The sequence below is a fragment of the Clostridium sp. HCP1S3_C6 genome (genome assembly GCF_052066735.1).
In the GTDB taxonomy this organism is placed as follows: domain Bacteria; phylum Bacillota; class Clostridia; order Clostridiales; family Clostridiaceae; genus Clostridium.
The window spans coordinates 35,239-50,636 of the sequence record NZ_JBQHRN010000003.1 but is presented as its reverse complement, the minus strand read 5'-3'; the positions used below and the strand labels follow the sequence as shown (position 1 = coordinate 50,636).

Sequence of the window (15,398 nt, the reverse complement as noted above, 5' to 3'; positions counted from 1 at the left end):
ATTAAATTGGCTTCAATGGAATATTGTATCGATAGGGTTAAATTAAGAGAGGGGATTGTTTATGTTGATGGTTGGGCATATGATCCAGAAACTAGAAAAGTTGACATAGAGGTTGAAGGAATTGAATTTAAGAAAGACCTAGTAAGACGAGATGACTTATATAGAAAGTTTGATGAACAAGAGGAATCAGTTAATGCAGGATTTCAATTAATTTTTCCTTATGTAAAGCAAGTAAAAGTTATATTCAAATATGGAGACAATAAAGAAAGTGTAACTATAAATGTTAAGGAAGAAGTTAAGGACAGAAGTAAAAGTGATAAGGCTAAGAAAGTTTTGAGAATGATAAATATTCCAAATATAAAAAAAGGTATAAAAGAAGTTTCTAAAAATGGAATAAAGAAAACATATTATAAAGTGAAGTCAAAAGTAAGAACTAGTGTTGTAGCTGAACAAAATTATGATGCATGGTTTAGAGCTATTTCTCCAAGTGAAGAAGAATTAGAAAGACAAAGAAATGAAAAATTTAACTTTACACCTTTAATAAGTATAGTTGTACCAACATATAATACAAAACCAGATTTCTTAAGAGCAATGATCGAATCTGTAAGGAATCAAACATATTCTAATTGGGAACTTTGTATTGCTGATGGAGCAAGTACAAATCAAGATACAATAAATATGCTTAAGGAATATGAAAAAATTGATAATAGAATAAAAGTAAAATATTTAAAAGAAAATTATATGATTTCTGGAAACACAAACGAAGGATTAAAGCTTGTATCTGGAGATTATGTTGCTCTTTTAGATCATGATGACTTATTAACAGAAAATGCATTATATGAATATATTGTTGTTTTAAATAAAGACAAGGATTATGAATTTATATATTCAGATGAAGATAAAATAGATGAAAAAGAATTAGAGTATTTTGGTCCTCACTTTAAACAAGACTGGGCCCCAGATACATTAAGAAGTTACAATTATATAACACATTTTTCTGTGTTCTCAAAAACTTTATTAGAAAAAGCAGGCGATTTTAATAGTGAATTTGATGGAAGTCAAGATTTTGATATAATTCTTAGGCTTACTGAAAATGCAAAGAAGGTTTATCATATTCCTAAAATTTTATATCATTGGAGAGTGCATAATGGTTCAACAGCAGCTGGAATAGATGTAAAACCTTATGCCATAGAAGCTGGTAGGAGAGCAATTGAAGAACATTTAAAAAGAAAAGGCATTAAAGGAATAGTTAAAAGAGGAAATTTTAGTGGCTGCTATAAAGTTGAATATGAAATAGTAGGAAATCCAAAGGTATCAATAATAATACCAAATAAAGATCAAGCAAAAACCTTAAAAAAATGTGTTGATTCAATTCTTCAAAAATCAACATATAAAAATTACGAAATCATAATTGTAGAAAATAATAGTGTTGAACCACAAACAACTAAATATTATGAACAAATAAGTAAAAATGATAAGGTGAAAATTGTAAAGTGGGATAAAGAATTTAATTATGCTGCAATAAATAACTTTGGTGTAAAGCAAGCATCAGGAGATTACATATTATTATTAAATAATGATACTGAAGTTATAAAACCAAAGTGGATAGAAGAACTTTTAATGCATGCGCAAATGAATGATGTTGGTATAGTTGGAGGTAAACTTTACTATCCTGATGATACCATTCAACATGCAGGTATTGTTGTAGGAGTTAATGGTGTGGCTGATCATATTGGAAAAGGATTTGGAAGATATGAAAATGGCCATATGGGTAGATTATTAATAAAACAAAATGTAAGTGCAGTAACAGGTGCCTGTCTGATGATTAGAAGGAATGTATATGAGGAAGTTGGTGGCTTAACTGAGAAATTTGCTGTTGCATTTAATGATATTGATTTGTGCATGAAAGTGCGTGAAAAAGGATATAATATAGTGTTTAATCCATATGTTGAATTATATCATTATGAATCTAAATCAAGAGGTTTAGAAGATACTCCTGAAAAATTAGAAAGATTTAATAAAGAAATTCAGCTATTTTATAGTAAATGGGGCAAAAATATCATAGATCCATATTATAACATTAATTTTTCAAGGAAACTTGCTAATTATAGTTTAAATGAGGAAATGGCCCAAATATGAAAATAACAGTTATTTGTCCGATTTATAATGGAGAAAAATATATAGAAAATATAAATCTAGCAATAAAGAAACAAGAAAAAATTAGTGAAGTAGAGATAAAATATTTACTTACAGAATCTAAAGATAATAGTGAAGACATATTAAAAAGAATAAACGCATCATATACTAAGGTGAGTTTTAAAGAATTTTCTCATAGTTTAACTAGAGAAAAAGCTGCTTATGAAGCAAAAGGAGATATAATTGTTTTTATAACTCAAGATATAAAAATTATAGATGACTTATGGCTTTATAACTTAACAAAAGACATTGAAAATGGAGTATGTGATGCTGCTTATTCTAAACAGATATGTGATAATAAAACAATAGAAAGATATACTAGAATGAAAAATTATGGTAACAAGAGCAGAATTGTTTCAAAAGATGATTTAAAAGCTTTAGGTATAATGACTTATTTTTATTCAGATGCATCATCTGCTATAAGAAAAGATATATTTGTTAAATTAAATGGATATGATCATAAAAATTTACTTACAAATGAAGATATGTATATTGCATATAAAATCATTAATAGTGGTTATAAAATTAAATATGCTTCAGATTCAGTAGTTAATCATTCTCACAAATATAAATATAGCACATTATTTCATAGATATTTTGATCAAGGAGTCTTTCTTGCTCAACATAAATATATAAAAGATGCAGGAGACAATAGCAGTGCGTTAAGTCTTTTGAAATTTGTACTAATTAAATCATTAAAAGAATTAAATATTAGAGCTTTTATTGATATCATTCCCAATTTTGCAGTGAGATTTATTGCTAATAAATTAGGACAAAATTATTTTAAATTATCTAAAAATAAAGTTCTAAAATATACATCAAACAAGAATTATTGGTATAAAGAAGTGTATAATGATTAAAAGTATGATATAATTTTATTTGATAAAATTTAAAATAGGTAATTTATGTTGTAAATTAGAAATTTATATTATGTTTGAAATTAATTAAAGAAGGTGAATTAATTGAAGGGAATTATATTAGCAGGTGGATCTGGTACTAGATTATATCCAGTTACAAAGGCAATGTCAAAGCAAATGGTTCCAATTTATGATAAACCAATGATATATTATCCAATGTCAGTCCTTATGCTTGCAGGAATTAGAGATATACTTATTATTTCTACTCCAAGGGATATAGTAGGTTTTAAGGAATTATTTAAGGATGGAAGTGATTTTGGATTAAACATTGAATATGCAGTTCAAGAAAAACCAAATGGACTTGCAGAAGCATTTATAATAGGAGAAGAATTTATTGGTAATGATTCAGTTGCTATGATACTTGGAGATAATATATTTTATGGTCAAAACTTTTCATCACATTTACAATCAGCAGCAAATTTGAAAAATGGAGCATACGTATTTGGGTATTATGTACAAAACCCAAAGGCATTTGGTGTTGTTGAATTTGATAAAGATGGCAAAGTTATTTCATTAGAAGAAAAACCTGAAAATCCAAAATCAAAGTATGCGGTGCCAGGATTATATTTTTATGATAATACAGTTTGTAAAAGAGCTAAGTTATTAAAACCATCACCAAGGGGAGAGCTTGAAATAACGGATTTAAATAAAACTTACATGGAAGATGGTACATTAAAGGTACAATTGCTTGGAAGAGGTATGGCATGGCTTGATACAGGTACTCATTCTTCAATGCTTCAAGCATCAAATTTTGTAGAGGCAGTTCAAAATACACAAGGAACATACATTGCATGTTTAGAAGAAATAGCTTATAGACAAGGATGGATTGATGCAGAAAAGGTTAAGGAATTAGCTAAACCTTTGCTTAAAACAAGGTATGGAACTTATCTACTTGATATAGTTGAAGAAGTTGAAAGCAGAAGAAAATAAAAAGTAAGGTGGCAGATAAAAATGAAAATATTAGTTACAGGTGGAAAAGGACAACTTGCAAATGAAATTAAATCAATTTTAAGTGCAGGTAAATCTGAAATTGGTGCTTGCCCTATAGATATAAATACTTGTGAAGCTACTTATATTGATATTGAAGAACTTGATATTACTAAGATTTCTGATGTTAAAAAGTATGTTTCTAACTTAAAACCAGATGTAATAATAAATTGCGCTGCGTTTACTAATGTAGATGGTTGCGAAACAAACAAAGATGCAGCTTTTAAGGTTAATGCATTAGGTCCTAGGAATTTAGCTATTGCAGCAGAAGAAATAGGGGCTAAACTTGTTCATGTTTCAACAGATTATGTATTTTCTGGTGAAGTAAGAAATGAAAGTTTAAAGGAATATGATGAAGTAGGTCCTCAAAGTGTTTATGGAACTACTAAGAGATTAGGAGAAGAATATGTAAAACAATTTTCTTCAAAATATTATATAGTAAGAACTGCATGGTTATATGGATACATTGGAAATAATTTTGTATACACTATGAGAAAGCTTGGTCAAAATCATGATGCCATAACAGTAGTAGATGATCAAAGAGGTAATCCAACTAATGCAAATGATTTAGCTTATCACATTTTAAAACTTGTAAATACTGAGGAATATGGTATATACCATTGTACAGGTTCAGGTGAATGTTCTTGGTATGATTTTGCAAGGAAGATTATGGAATTATCAAAATTAAATTGTAAAGTTAATCCAGTAACTTCAGAAGAATATGCAAAAAATGCAGGTAAACCAGTTGCTAAAAGACCATTTTATTCATCACTTGACAATATGATGCTTAGATCAACTGTTGGTGATGAAATGAGAAACTGGGAAGAAGCAATAGAAACTTTTATTGCTAATATTCCTAAATATAATATAAACAAATAATAAAATATAAAAATAGAGGTGTAATATGAAAACATATTTAGTTACAGGTGGAGCTGGATTTATAGGATCTAACTTCGTTTTATACATGTTAAAAAAATACAAGGATATAAAGATAATAAATTTAGATAAGTTAACTTATGCTGGTAATTTAGAAAATTTAAAATCAATTGAAAATGATGATAGACATGTATTTGTTCAAGGAGATATATGTGATAAAGAATTAGTTTCTTCATTATTTAAAAAATATGATATAAATTATGTTGTTCACTTTGCAGCTGAATCTCATGTTGATAGAAGTATAAAAGAACCAGAAATATTTGCAAAGACAAATGTTTTAGGTACTGTTAATATGCTTAATTGTGCTAAAGAAGCTTGGGAAAATGAAGATGGAACATTTAAAGAAGGAGTTAAATTCCATCATGTTTCAACAGACGAAGTTTATGGCTCACTTGGAAAAGAAGGATTCTTTAGAGAAACTACACCACTTGATCCACATAGCCCATATTCATCAAGTAAAGCTGGATCAGATTTAATGGTTAAAGCATATGGTGATACTTTTAAAATGCCTGTAAACATTACAAGATGTTCAAATAATTATGGACCATTCCAATTCCCAGAAAAATTAATACCATTATTGATAAATAATTGTCTTCAATTAAAGGAATTACCTATATATGGTGATGGATTAAATATCAGGGATTGGTTATATGTTGAAGATCATGCAAAAGCAATTGATATGGTTATTAACAATGGAAGAGTTGGAGAAGTTTACAATGTTGGTGGACATAATGAAAGAACAAACCTTCAAATTATAGACACTGTTATTGGATATATACATGATAATGTAGATGAAAGAGTTACTGAAAAATTAAAGACATTTGTTGCAGATAGAAAAGGTCATGATAGAAGATATGGTATTGCACCAGATAAGATTAAAGAAGAACTTGGATGGTACCCTGAAACTACTTTTGAAGTAGGTATTGTTAAAACTATAAAGTGGTATCTTGATAATAAAGAATGGATGCAAAATGTAACATCTGGTGATTATCAAAAGTATTACGAAAAAATGTATAAATAAATTTTAAGAATAAGTATTATAGTAATTATAATACTTATTCTATATTATAAAAAGGCGAGTGATGCATCATAGAAAATAAAGAAGGTAATAAAAATATTAATTTGAAAGATGTGAATTTTTATTGGATTTTTGCTTTAATAATGCTTGCATTTTGTTCTTCTGTATTTTTTGAAAGTGCACAATTGTTATTTGGTGGTTTTATAAAAGAAAAATCAATAATCATTTTATTACGAAGTTTAAATTGGGTTAATGTAATGATTTATTTTTCAATAATTGCCCTTTTAATGATTATATGTTATTTATATTCAGAAATTATTTGTAAGTACTTATATAAATATAGATATATAATTGCTATTGGAATTTTTATTTTATGTGTTATTTTTGAAATAAATGGTTCATCAATAGGATTATGGGGAAATTATTTATCTTCAAATGGTAATGCAGGAGACATAAATAATGTTATTGTAGGTCAATCTAGGATGATACGTACTGATGAATGGGCTACTAATACAGCAATGACTTTTTCTCAGTATTTTAATAAGCCAGAAGCTTTTTCATATTTTAGTGAAACAATTAGAGGAGATTTAACAGATTGTTTTATAATATATGGTCAGCCTATAAAAAGTATTTTAATGATTTTCAGACCATTTCAAATTGGATTTTTATTGTTTAATCCAGGTAGAGGATTGGCATTCTTTTGGTGTGGAAGAATAATTGCTCTTTTTATGGTAACATTTGAATTGGCTATGATTATAACAAAGAAAAATAAAAAGTTATCTGTTATCTGTTCTTTTCTTGTTGTTTTTGCACCAATAATACAATGGTGGTTCGCAATTAATGGTCTTGTAGAAATGTTATTTTTTGGACAATTGGCAATAATAATTATTAGAAAATATATGAAAGATAATAATTACTGGCATAGGATAATTTATTCAATAATTTTGGCTGTGTGTGCAGGTGGATATATCCTCACAATTTATCCAGCATGGATGGTGCCATTAGCTTATGTATTTTTGGCATTGTTAGTATGGATTATATTGGAAAACTATAAAAAGTTTGAATTTGATTGGAAAAAAGATGTTCCTATTATAATTTTATGTATAGCTATAGTAGGAATAAGTATGGGATATATTTTTACTAAATCAATGGATACTGTAAATATAGTTTCAGATACAGTTTATCCTGGAAAGAGGATGTCTGTTGGTGGTAATGGATTTTTTGCTATGTGGACATATATAAGCAACATATTTTTTTCATATACTGATAAAAATTTACCTCTTAATGTTTGCGAAATGTCAAGCTTTTTTGATTTCTTTCCAATGGGATTATTACTTTCATTATTTGTAATAATAAAGGAAAAAAATAAAGATTCATTATTGATATCGTTAATTGTGGTAGATGTATTACTTACTTTATATTGTACATTGTCATTTCCAACATTATTAGCAAAGATTACATTATTAAGTCATTCTACTACAGGAAGAGCATATATAGGTGTTGGGCTTGTTAATATACTTCTTTTAATAAGATCTTTAACACTTATAAAAACAAAGATGAATAAGGTTATAGCTATTGTTTTATCAATTGTATGTTCAAGTGTGATTACATTTTTTGCCAAAAAGTATACTGGAGCCTACTTAACAAATAGTATGTTTGTAATATGCCTTGTGATTCTTGCAGCAATTTTTGTGGTAATTTTATTATCAATTAATGACAAGAAGAAAAACATATTTTCTGTATGTAGTATTGGTTTGATATTAATTTCAGGATTTTTTGTTAATCCTGTTAGAATTGGAGCAAGTGAAGTTACAGATAATAAAATTTTAAATGTAGTAAAAGATATTGTTAAAGAAGATGATGGATTATGGATAGTTGAAGGAATGGGGTTACCTATGAATAATGCATTAATAATGGCTGGAGCAAGAACTATAAATTCAACAAATGTATATCCTGATTTAGAACGTTGGAATTCTATAGATATAGATAAAGAATATGAAAATGTATATAATAGATATGCGCATATTACAGTAAATATAACTAATAATAAAGATTCAAGGTTTGAATTAATTTCTCCAGATGCGTTTAATGTAGATTTAAGTTTAGAAGATTTAAAAAAATTAGATGTAAAATACATTTTTACAAGAAATAATTTAAGTAAGTTTTCTAATGATTATGTAAATTTCAAAGAAAAAGATGTAATTGGAGATTATTATATATATGAAGTTAATTAATTATTTATTAAATTTGTGGAATGGTAATAGAGTATGGAAAAAATAAAAAAATTCTTAAAAAGTAATATATTTGAAGAAATTTTTAGATTTTGTATTACAGGTGGCGTAAGTTTTCTTATAGACTATGGAATATTATTTGTATTAACAGAATTTGCAGGATTAAATTATTTAATATCATCAGGAATTAGTTTTACAGTATCTGTTGTTGTAAACTATATAATGTGCGTTAAATGGGTATTTGATGCTAAAGATATGGATAGTAAATCTGTTATTGCATTTGTAGGTTCAAGTGTAATTGGACTTGGGCTAAATCAAATATTTATGTGGGTTTTTGTAGAAATATTTGGTATGTTTTATATGGTAGCAAAAATAATAACTACAATACTTGTAATGTTTTGGAATTATGTTGCAAAAAGAAAGGCTGTAGTAAAATAGTAGGCCTTTATGTTTATTTTGTAAATAAAATTATTGTATATTAATTTGAAGGAGAATAATATGAAAACTGTAGTTTTAATACCTTGTTATAATGAAGCACAGACAATAGAAAAAGTTATAAAAGATTTTAAAAATAATATGCCACATGCTGAAATATATGTATATGATAACAATTCTACTGATGGTACAGATGAAATTGCCAGAAAAGCTGGCGCCATAGTTAGGTATGAATATAAGCAAGGAAAAGGTAATGTGGTAAGAGCTATGTTTAGGGATATAGATGCCGATTGTTATATTATGGTTGATGGTGATGATACATATCCAGCATCTTTTGGACCTAAGCTTGAAAAATTAATATTAGAAGGAAAGGCTGATTTGGCTGTTGGGGATAGATTATCTTCTACATATTTTACTGAAAATAAAAGGCCTTTTCACAATGTAGGTAATGTTTTAGTAAGAAAACTTATTAATTTAATTTTTAATGCAAAATTAAATGATATTATGACAGGAGCTAGGGCATTTAATAGGGACTTTGTAAAAACTTACCCTGTTTTATCAAAGGGATTTGAAATCGAAACTGAAATGACTATTTTTGCATTAGAAAATAATTTTAGAATAGTTGAAGAACCAATAGAATATAGAGATAGACCTGAAGGAAGTGAATCAAAATTAAATACATATTCTGATGGATTTAAAGTATTAAAGACAATATCAAGTCTTTTTAGAGATACAAAGCCTTTTGCATTTTTTGGTATTATAAGTGCTTTTTTATTGATAGTATCTGCAATTTTCTTTGTGCCTATTTTATCTGATTATCTTTCTACTGGATTAGTTGCTAAATTTCCAACATTAATAGTGTTAACAGTATTAATGAGTTTATCATTTTTAAGTTTTTTCTGTGGGGTAATATTAACAGTGTTAAAGAAACAACATAGACAAAATTTTGAGAGAAATTTAAATTTACTTAGATATATGTATAATAAAAATATAGACAAGGAATAAAAATGCTTTATAAGTTTTACAAGTATTAATATAATGATTATTCGAGGGAGTGAGAAATGTGAAAGTAAAAAAGGCAATTATACCAGCTGCAGGATTAGGAACACGATTCTTGCCAGCAACTAAAGCACAACCTAAGGAGATGCTTCCTATTGTTGATAAGCCTACTATTCAATTTATTATAGAAGAAGCTATTGCATCTGGAATAGAAGAAATATTAATTATTACAGGAAGAAATAAAAAGTGTATAGAAGATCATTTTGATAAATCAATAGAACTTGAAATGGAACTTGAGAAGAGTGGTAAATCAGATCTTTTAGAACTTGTTAGAGATATATCTGATATGGTTGATATTCATTATATAAGGCAAAAGGAACCTAAAGGACTTGGTCATGCAATATATTGTGCAAAGACATTTGTTGGAAATGAACCATTTGCTGTTATGCTTGGAGACGATGTTGTAGATAGTAAAGTACCTTGTTTAAAACAACTTATAGATTGCTATTCTGAATATAATACTTCAATACTTGGGGTTCAAAAGGTACCTGAAGATCAAGTTAATAAGTATGGAATTATTAATGGAAGATTTATAGAAGATAGAGTTTATAAAGTAAATGATTTAGTAGAAAAGCCATCTCCAGAAGAGGCACCTAGTAATATAGCTATACTTGGAAGATATATAATAACACCTGAAATATTTAAACATATTGAAAATACTAAGCCAGGTAAGGGTGGGGAAATTCAACTTACAGATGCTTTAAAATCATTAATAACTCAGGAAGTTATGTATGCTTATGAGTTTGATGGTAAAAGATATGATGTAGGTGATAAATTAGGATTTTTACAAGCTACTATTGAATATGCTTTAAAAAAACCTGAGCTTAGAGACAATTTTGTTAAATACTTGGAATCTAAGCCTTGGGAAAAATGATAATAAAAAAGGTGTCATAATTTATGGCACCTTTTTTGAATTATTTGTTGTTATGGAATAAAAATAACTTAAATAACTCCAAAATATTATAGAAATAAAGCTTGCAATATAAACTAAATTGCTTTCAAATAAATTAACAAATAATATTCCAAATATTAATGTTAAAAGTATTCCATTTATGAGTTTATCTTTTTTATTCATAGAATCAATTTTTTTTGTTAATGTGCATATGGTCATAATAATAAGTGATATAAATATTATAAATGAAATAAGACCATTAGCAGTTATTATTTGAAGATATATATTATGAAGTCCTCCTGCTTCTATACCAGGAAGAACTACACCAAGTCTCATACTATAAACTCTTTCAACCAAGTTAGAATTTCCTACACCTGTAAGTAAATTATTTTTAAATAAAAGGTATGCTGAATACCATAATTCATTTCTAGATGATAGAAAATCATATAATCTTTCATGAAATTTAGCAAAAAGTCCTATACATGTTATTGTTGGAACTATAATTATTGCCAATCTAAATATATTATTTTTTATATATAAAAATATAAAGACAAATGGTATGGCAAGTAAAAGTAAAATTGCACTTCTTCCACCAGAATATATAACATTAAATATTTGAATAACAGCATTTATAATATAAAAACATTTAAAAAGTTTATTACATGATTTTAAATAGCAATAAAAAGACAATACAAAGCTTATAGCAGCTGATATAGCTAAAGTATTTTTATACACATAAAGTCCTTGATTTAAGCCGTAAGTAGTATCAAAAAGTACAAATGAAATCTTGAATATATACATAATTGTTGAAGCAGTAGAAAAAACAAAAGTAAAGCCAATAAATAAATTAGAAATTATATTTAATTCATTATTAAGCAATTCTTTAGATTTATCTTTTTCTATAAAAAATACTCCAGTTAAGATTATTAAATTTATAATCCAAATTTTAAGGTTATCAATACTTCTATAAAATATTAAATTTAGTATTAATGTAAAAGCTAAAAAGATATATATAAGTATTTCAATTTTGTTTGGTTTTCTAAGGACAATTTTATAAAAATGATAAATTGACAAGACTATACCCCAAAGAAGTGCTATCTTTGAAATTAAGTTCAAAAATGGCACCTCTTTTAATATTGTTACAAAGCATAAATTAATTATTAGATAAAATATTATAAAATAAAAGTTATTAAATAACGTTTTATTTAATATACTTTTTATTTTACAAGGTTTGCTTTTAATTATACTCATTATCTTGGTATCATACCTATTTTTTTCATCATTTTTCTAAGAGTTTTATTAGCAACATAAGATGCTTTTTCAGCTCCCTTTTTATATATGCTTTCTAGGTAAGTCTTATCACTTAATAATTCATTTACTTTCTTTTGAATTGGTTCAAGTTCGGATATAATAGCATCAGCAGCATCTTTCTTTAAGTCTGCATATCCTTTGTTTTTATAGGATTTAACAAGTTCTTCTGGTGAAATGCCCTTAATTGCAGAAATTATGTTTAATAGATTTTTAACACCAGGTTGATCATCTGAATAATTAATTACTCCAATACTGTCTGTTACGGCTCTTGAAATTTTCTTCCTTATTACATCAGGTGGATCCATAATTAATATGAATGAATTTGGATTATCTGATGATTTTGACATTTTCTTAGTAGGCTCTTGTAAATCCATTATTTTAGCACCTTCTTTAGGAACATATCCTTTTGGAATTTTAAAGGTTTCACTATAAGTATTATTAAATCTATTAGCAATATCACGTGTAAGTTCTAAGTGTTGTGTTTGATCAATTCCTACAGGAACAAGATCTGTTTGATAAAGTAATATATCTGCAGCCATTAGTGTTGGATAATTTAATAAGCCAGCACCTATTGGGACACCAGTATTACCATATCTTTGTGATTTATCTTTAAATTGAGTCATTCTGCTAAGTTCACCCATGTAAGTGTTACATGTTAAAAGCCAGCAACACTCTGCATGAGCAGGTACATGTGATTGTATAAAGATTGTATTTTTTTCAGGAGAAATTCCTGCAGCAAGATATATTGCAAGTAATTCTAATGTTCTTCTCCTTAAATCAGCTGGTTTTTGTGGAACTGTAATTGCATGTAAGTCAACAATGCAAAAATAACAATCGTAATCATCTTGAAGTTTAACCCAGTTTTTCAAGGCTCCTAAATAATTCCCAAGTGTTAAGTTACCAGATGGTTGAATACCACTGAAAATTATTTCTTTATTTTCAGACATTTATTTAAACACCTCTTTCAAGTATATAATTAGTATATTTAATTATAAATTTTAGTAAAATTACTGTCAAATTTATAATATATTTTCTTGACATAATATAGACCTTATTATAGCATAAATGTGACCTTCTTTTATAATAAAATTTGCATTAGTATCTTATAAATAAGATATTTGAAAAAGAATTATATTTATATTAAAAAAATAATTGTACGTAGTATAAAAATGAGGTTTTATGTTATACTAAAATATAGGTTATAAGCTATAGATATGTATATTATAAAGGAGAAGAATTAAATGAAACCAATATTATATATAGTTATTCCTTGTTATAACGAGGAAGAAGTATTGCCTATTACATGTGATATGTTTTTAAACAAAGTTAATGAGTTAGTGAAAATAGATAAGATTAGTGATGATAGTAGAATTCTTTTTGTTAATGATGGAAGTAAGGATAAAACATGGGATATAATAAGTGATTTATCTAAAAAGGACAAGCATTATGTTGGAATTTCTCAAAGTAGAAATAGAGGACACCAAAATGCTGTTCTTGCAGGTCTTATGGAAGCAAAAGATAATTGTGATATTACTATAAGTATAGATTGTGATGGACAAGATGATATAAATGCTATAGATCAAATGATAGACGAATATTTAAAGGGTTCTGAAATTGTTTATGGTGTAAGAAGCAAGAGAGAGACGGACACATTTTTTAAGCGTTTTACAGCTGAAGGTTTTTATAAGCTTCTTAATTGGATGGGAGCAGAAGTTGTATTTAATCATGCAGATTATAGATTAGTGTCTAGCAGAGTTTTGCAAGAATTTAAAAATTATAAGGAAGTTAATATATTTTTGCGTGGCATGTTTCCTCTTGTAGGTTTTAAAAGTACTAGTGTTTATTATGAAAGGCATGAGAGAATTGCAGGGGAAAGTCATTATCCTTTAAAAAAAATGTTGGCATTAGCATTTGATGGAATTACAAGTCTTAGTATAAAGCCTATTAGAATGATTACAGGATTGGGTACGTTTATTGCTATTTTAAGTTTTGTAGGAGTAATTTGGTCATTTATTATGGCTATAATAGGTAAAACAGTAGCCGGATGGGCAAGTATGACAAGCATAATATGTTTTATAGGTGGAGTTCAACTTATTTGTATGGGAGTACTTGGTGAATATATAGGTAAAATTTATATGGAAGTTAAAGCAAGACCTAGATATATAATAAGCGATAGAACATTTAGTAATAAAGATGAACAATAATATTAAGCAGTAACAATGCTACTAGATTGTTACTGCTTATTTTTTATATAAAAAATACTATATGTTATTAATGGAATAATTAAAAAAGTACCAATAAATATATATTGTATAAATTCTAAATTCCTAAAAAATAAATATTGATCTTTTGCAAGATAAATACTTATACAAAAGATAATTATGTTATAGAGTAAAACAAATAGTGTTTTACTTTTTATTTTATCTTTTAATATAGTAATTATTCCAAATGATGATATTAAGTATTTGGCAAAAAACATACACACGCTTCTAAAAATATAAAATATTTGTCCGAATTCAATAAAGTTTACAATTTGGATTTGTTGTGATTGCAAATATTCAGGATAAAAAATATTTGCAGATCTCTGAGGACCAAAGAAAGTAATTAATGTAATTAGTGAAATATCAATAAGTATTATACATAGTAAAGTTGAAATAAAACTATGCTTAATAAGATGTTTAGTATCACTTAAATAGTTAAGTATAGGAAGTGTAATCATAACAGATGACATAGATCCTAAAATAAGAAAAAAACATTTTAAGGAATTTTTGTTAAAAATATTATAAGCTATAGGAAGTAGCTTAGTAAAATCAAGATATTTAACAATAAGCGCTAAGTATATTATATCCCCTATAATTGCTATAATTCCAATAATAAGTACGATAATTAAAATTGAGTTAAATTTTCGCGTTAGTATATAACATGATGGTATAAGCATAAATAAGATACAAAACCATATAGGAGTCTCCATAAAAAGATTTGTATGAGTAGAACTTGCATAGCTTGAAATAGATTCTACTGATGTTACAAAAAGTCCTAATATAAATGTAAATAATAGTAGTTTATTTAAAAGTTTTGGATAAGACTTATTATATACTGAGTTTATGGAAAGTGTATTAGTTTTTGAAGAAATTTCTAAAATATATAAATAACATAATATTACTAGGATGCCACTAAAGAGTGAAATAATCCATGTATTACGTTGTCCTTCTGATATGAATACTGAGGAATATATTCTTATGGAAACTACCATCGTGCAAAAAATAAAGAACATAAAATGTTTTGTAGATAATTTGTTCATTATAAAAAAACCTCCTAAATAAATCAGTATTAGTATTAGCAAAAGAAAAAATATTAAACATTTATCCTATGAATATTATCCATATTTTTTGAAATACTATTGTTAGGTGATGCAA

At 26.8% G+C, this 15,398-nt stretch carries 13 protein-coding genes; 10 read left to right on the top strand and 3 right to left on the bottom strand.

Annotation, left to right across the window (positions count from 1 at the left end; genetic code table 11):
* Positions 1-15: 15 nt before the first annotated feature.
* From ACTNAO_RS01925 to galU, 9 genes are all read left to right on the top strand, one after another.
* Complete coding sequence (locus ACTNAO_RS01925; protein WP_441027098.1) at positions 16-2,139, top strand: glycosyltransferase family 2 protein; 2,124 nt, start codon at positions 16-18, stop codon at positions 2,137-2,139.
* Positions 2,136-3,056 (top strand): glycosyltransferase, encoded by a 921-nt coding sequence (locus tag ACTNAO_RS01920; protein ID WP_441027030.1) that lies wholly within the window; start codon positions 2,136-2,138, stop codon positions 3,054-3,056. Before ACTNAO_RS01925 ends, ACTNAO_RS01920 begins: the two co-directional genes overlap by 4 nt.
* A 102-nt stretch (positions 3,057-3,158) precedes the next feature.
* Complete coding sequence (rfbA, locus tag ACTNAO_RS01915; protein WP_441027028.1) at positions 3,159-4,043, top strand: glucose-1-phosphate thymidylyltransferase RfbA; 885 nt, start codon at positions 3,159-3,161, stop codon at positions 4,041-4,043.
* A 21-nt stretch (positions 4,044-4,064) separates the two neighbouring features.
* On the top strand, positions 4,065-4,979 hold the full coding sequence (gene rfbD, locus ACTNAO_RS01910; protein WP_441027026.1) for a dTDP-4-dehydrorhamnose reductase: 915 nt from the start codon (positions 4,065-4,067) through the stop codon (positions 4,977-4,979).
* A 25-nt stretch (positions 4,980-5,004) separates the two neighbouring features.
* The gene (gene rfbB / locus ACTNAO_RS01905) at positions 5,005-6,057 is read left to right on the top strand and encodes a dTDP-glucose 4,6-dehydratase (RefSeq protein WP_441027024.1); all 1,053 of its coding nucleotides are present in this window, start codon (positions 5,005-5,007) and stop codon (positions 6,055-6,057) included.
* A gap of 140 nt (positions 6,058-6,197) precedes the next feature.
* Positions 6,198-8,288, top strand: coding sequence for a DUF7657 domain-containing protein (locus ACTNAO_RS01900; protein ID WP_441048041.1), 2,091 nt, complete (start codon positions 6,198-6,200; stop codon positions 8,286-8,288).
* A 33-nt stretch (positions 8,289-8,321) separates the two neighbouring features.
* Positions 8,322-8,723 (top strand): GtrA family protein, encoded by a 402-nt coding sequence (locus tag ACTNAO_RS01895; protein ID WP_441027022.1) that lies wholly within the window; start codon positions 8,322-8,324, stop codon positions 8,721-8,723.
* A gap of 60 nt (positions 8,724-8,783) precedes the next feature.
* On the top strand, positions 8,784-9,725 hold the full coding sequence (locus ACTNAO_RS01890) for a glycosyltransferase family 2 protein (protein ID WP_441027020.1): 942 nt from the start codon (positions 8,784-8,786) through the stop codon (positions 9,723-9,725).
* 58 nt (positions 9,726-9,783) lie between these two features.
* Positions 9,784-10,653 carry a UTP--glucose-1-phosphate uridylyltransferase GalU gene (galU, locus tag ACTNAO_RS01885; protein ID WP_441027018.1) on the top strand — a complete coding sequence of 290 codons (870 nt, stop codon included), beginning with the start codon at positions 9,784-9,786 and terminating at the stop codon, positions 10,651-10,653.
* A gap of 21 nt (positions 10,654-10,674) precedes the next feature.
* Here the strand turns inward: galU and ACTNAO_RS01880 are convergent, their stop codons facing one another.
* Entirely contained in the window at positions 10,675-11,787 is a 1,113-nt protein-coding gene (locus ACTNAO_RS01880; RefSeq protein WP_441027016.1) for an O-antigen ligase family protein, read from the bottom strand.
* A gap of 134 nt (positions 11,788-11,921) precedes the next feature.
* Entirely contained in the window at positions 11,922-12,929 is a 1,008-nt protein-coding gene (gene trpS, locus ACTNAO_RS01875; protein WP_441027014.1) for a tryptophan--tRNA ligase, read from the bottom strand.
* A 294-nt stretch (positions 12,930-13,223) separates the two neighbouring features.
* On the opposite strand from trpS, the gene ACTNAO_RS01870 reads away from it, so the two are divergent.
* Positions 13,224-14,186, top strand: coding sequence for a glycosyltransferase family 2 protein (locus ACTNAO_RS01870; RefSeq protein ID WP_441027012.1), 963 nt, complete (start codon positions 13,224-13,226; stop codon positions 14,184-14,186).
* A gap of 29 nt (positions 14,187-14,215) precedes the next feature.
* Here ACTNAO_RS01870 and ACTNAO_RS01865 read toward each other — a convergent pair whose 3' ends face one another.
* A complete protein-coding gene (locus tag ACTNAO_RS01865) occupies positions 14,216-15,283 on the bottom strand; it encodes a GerAB/ArcD/ProY family transporter (RefSeq protein ID WP_441027011.1) in 1,068 nt (355 codons plus the stop codon).
* Between the last annotated feature and the right edge of the window lie 115 nt (positions 15,284-15,398).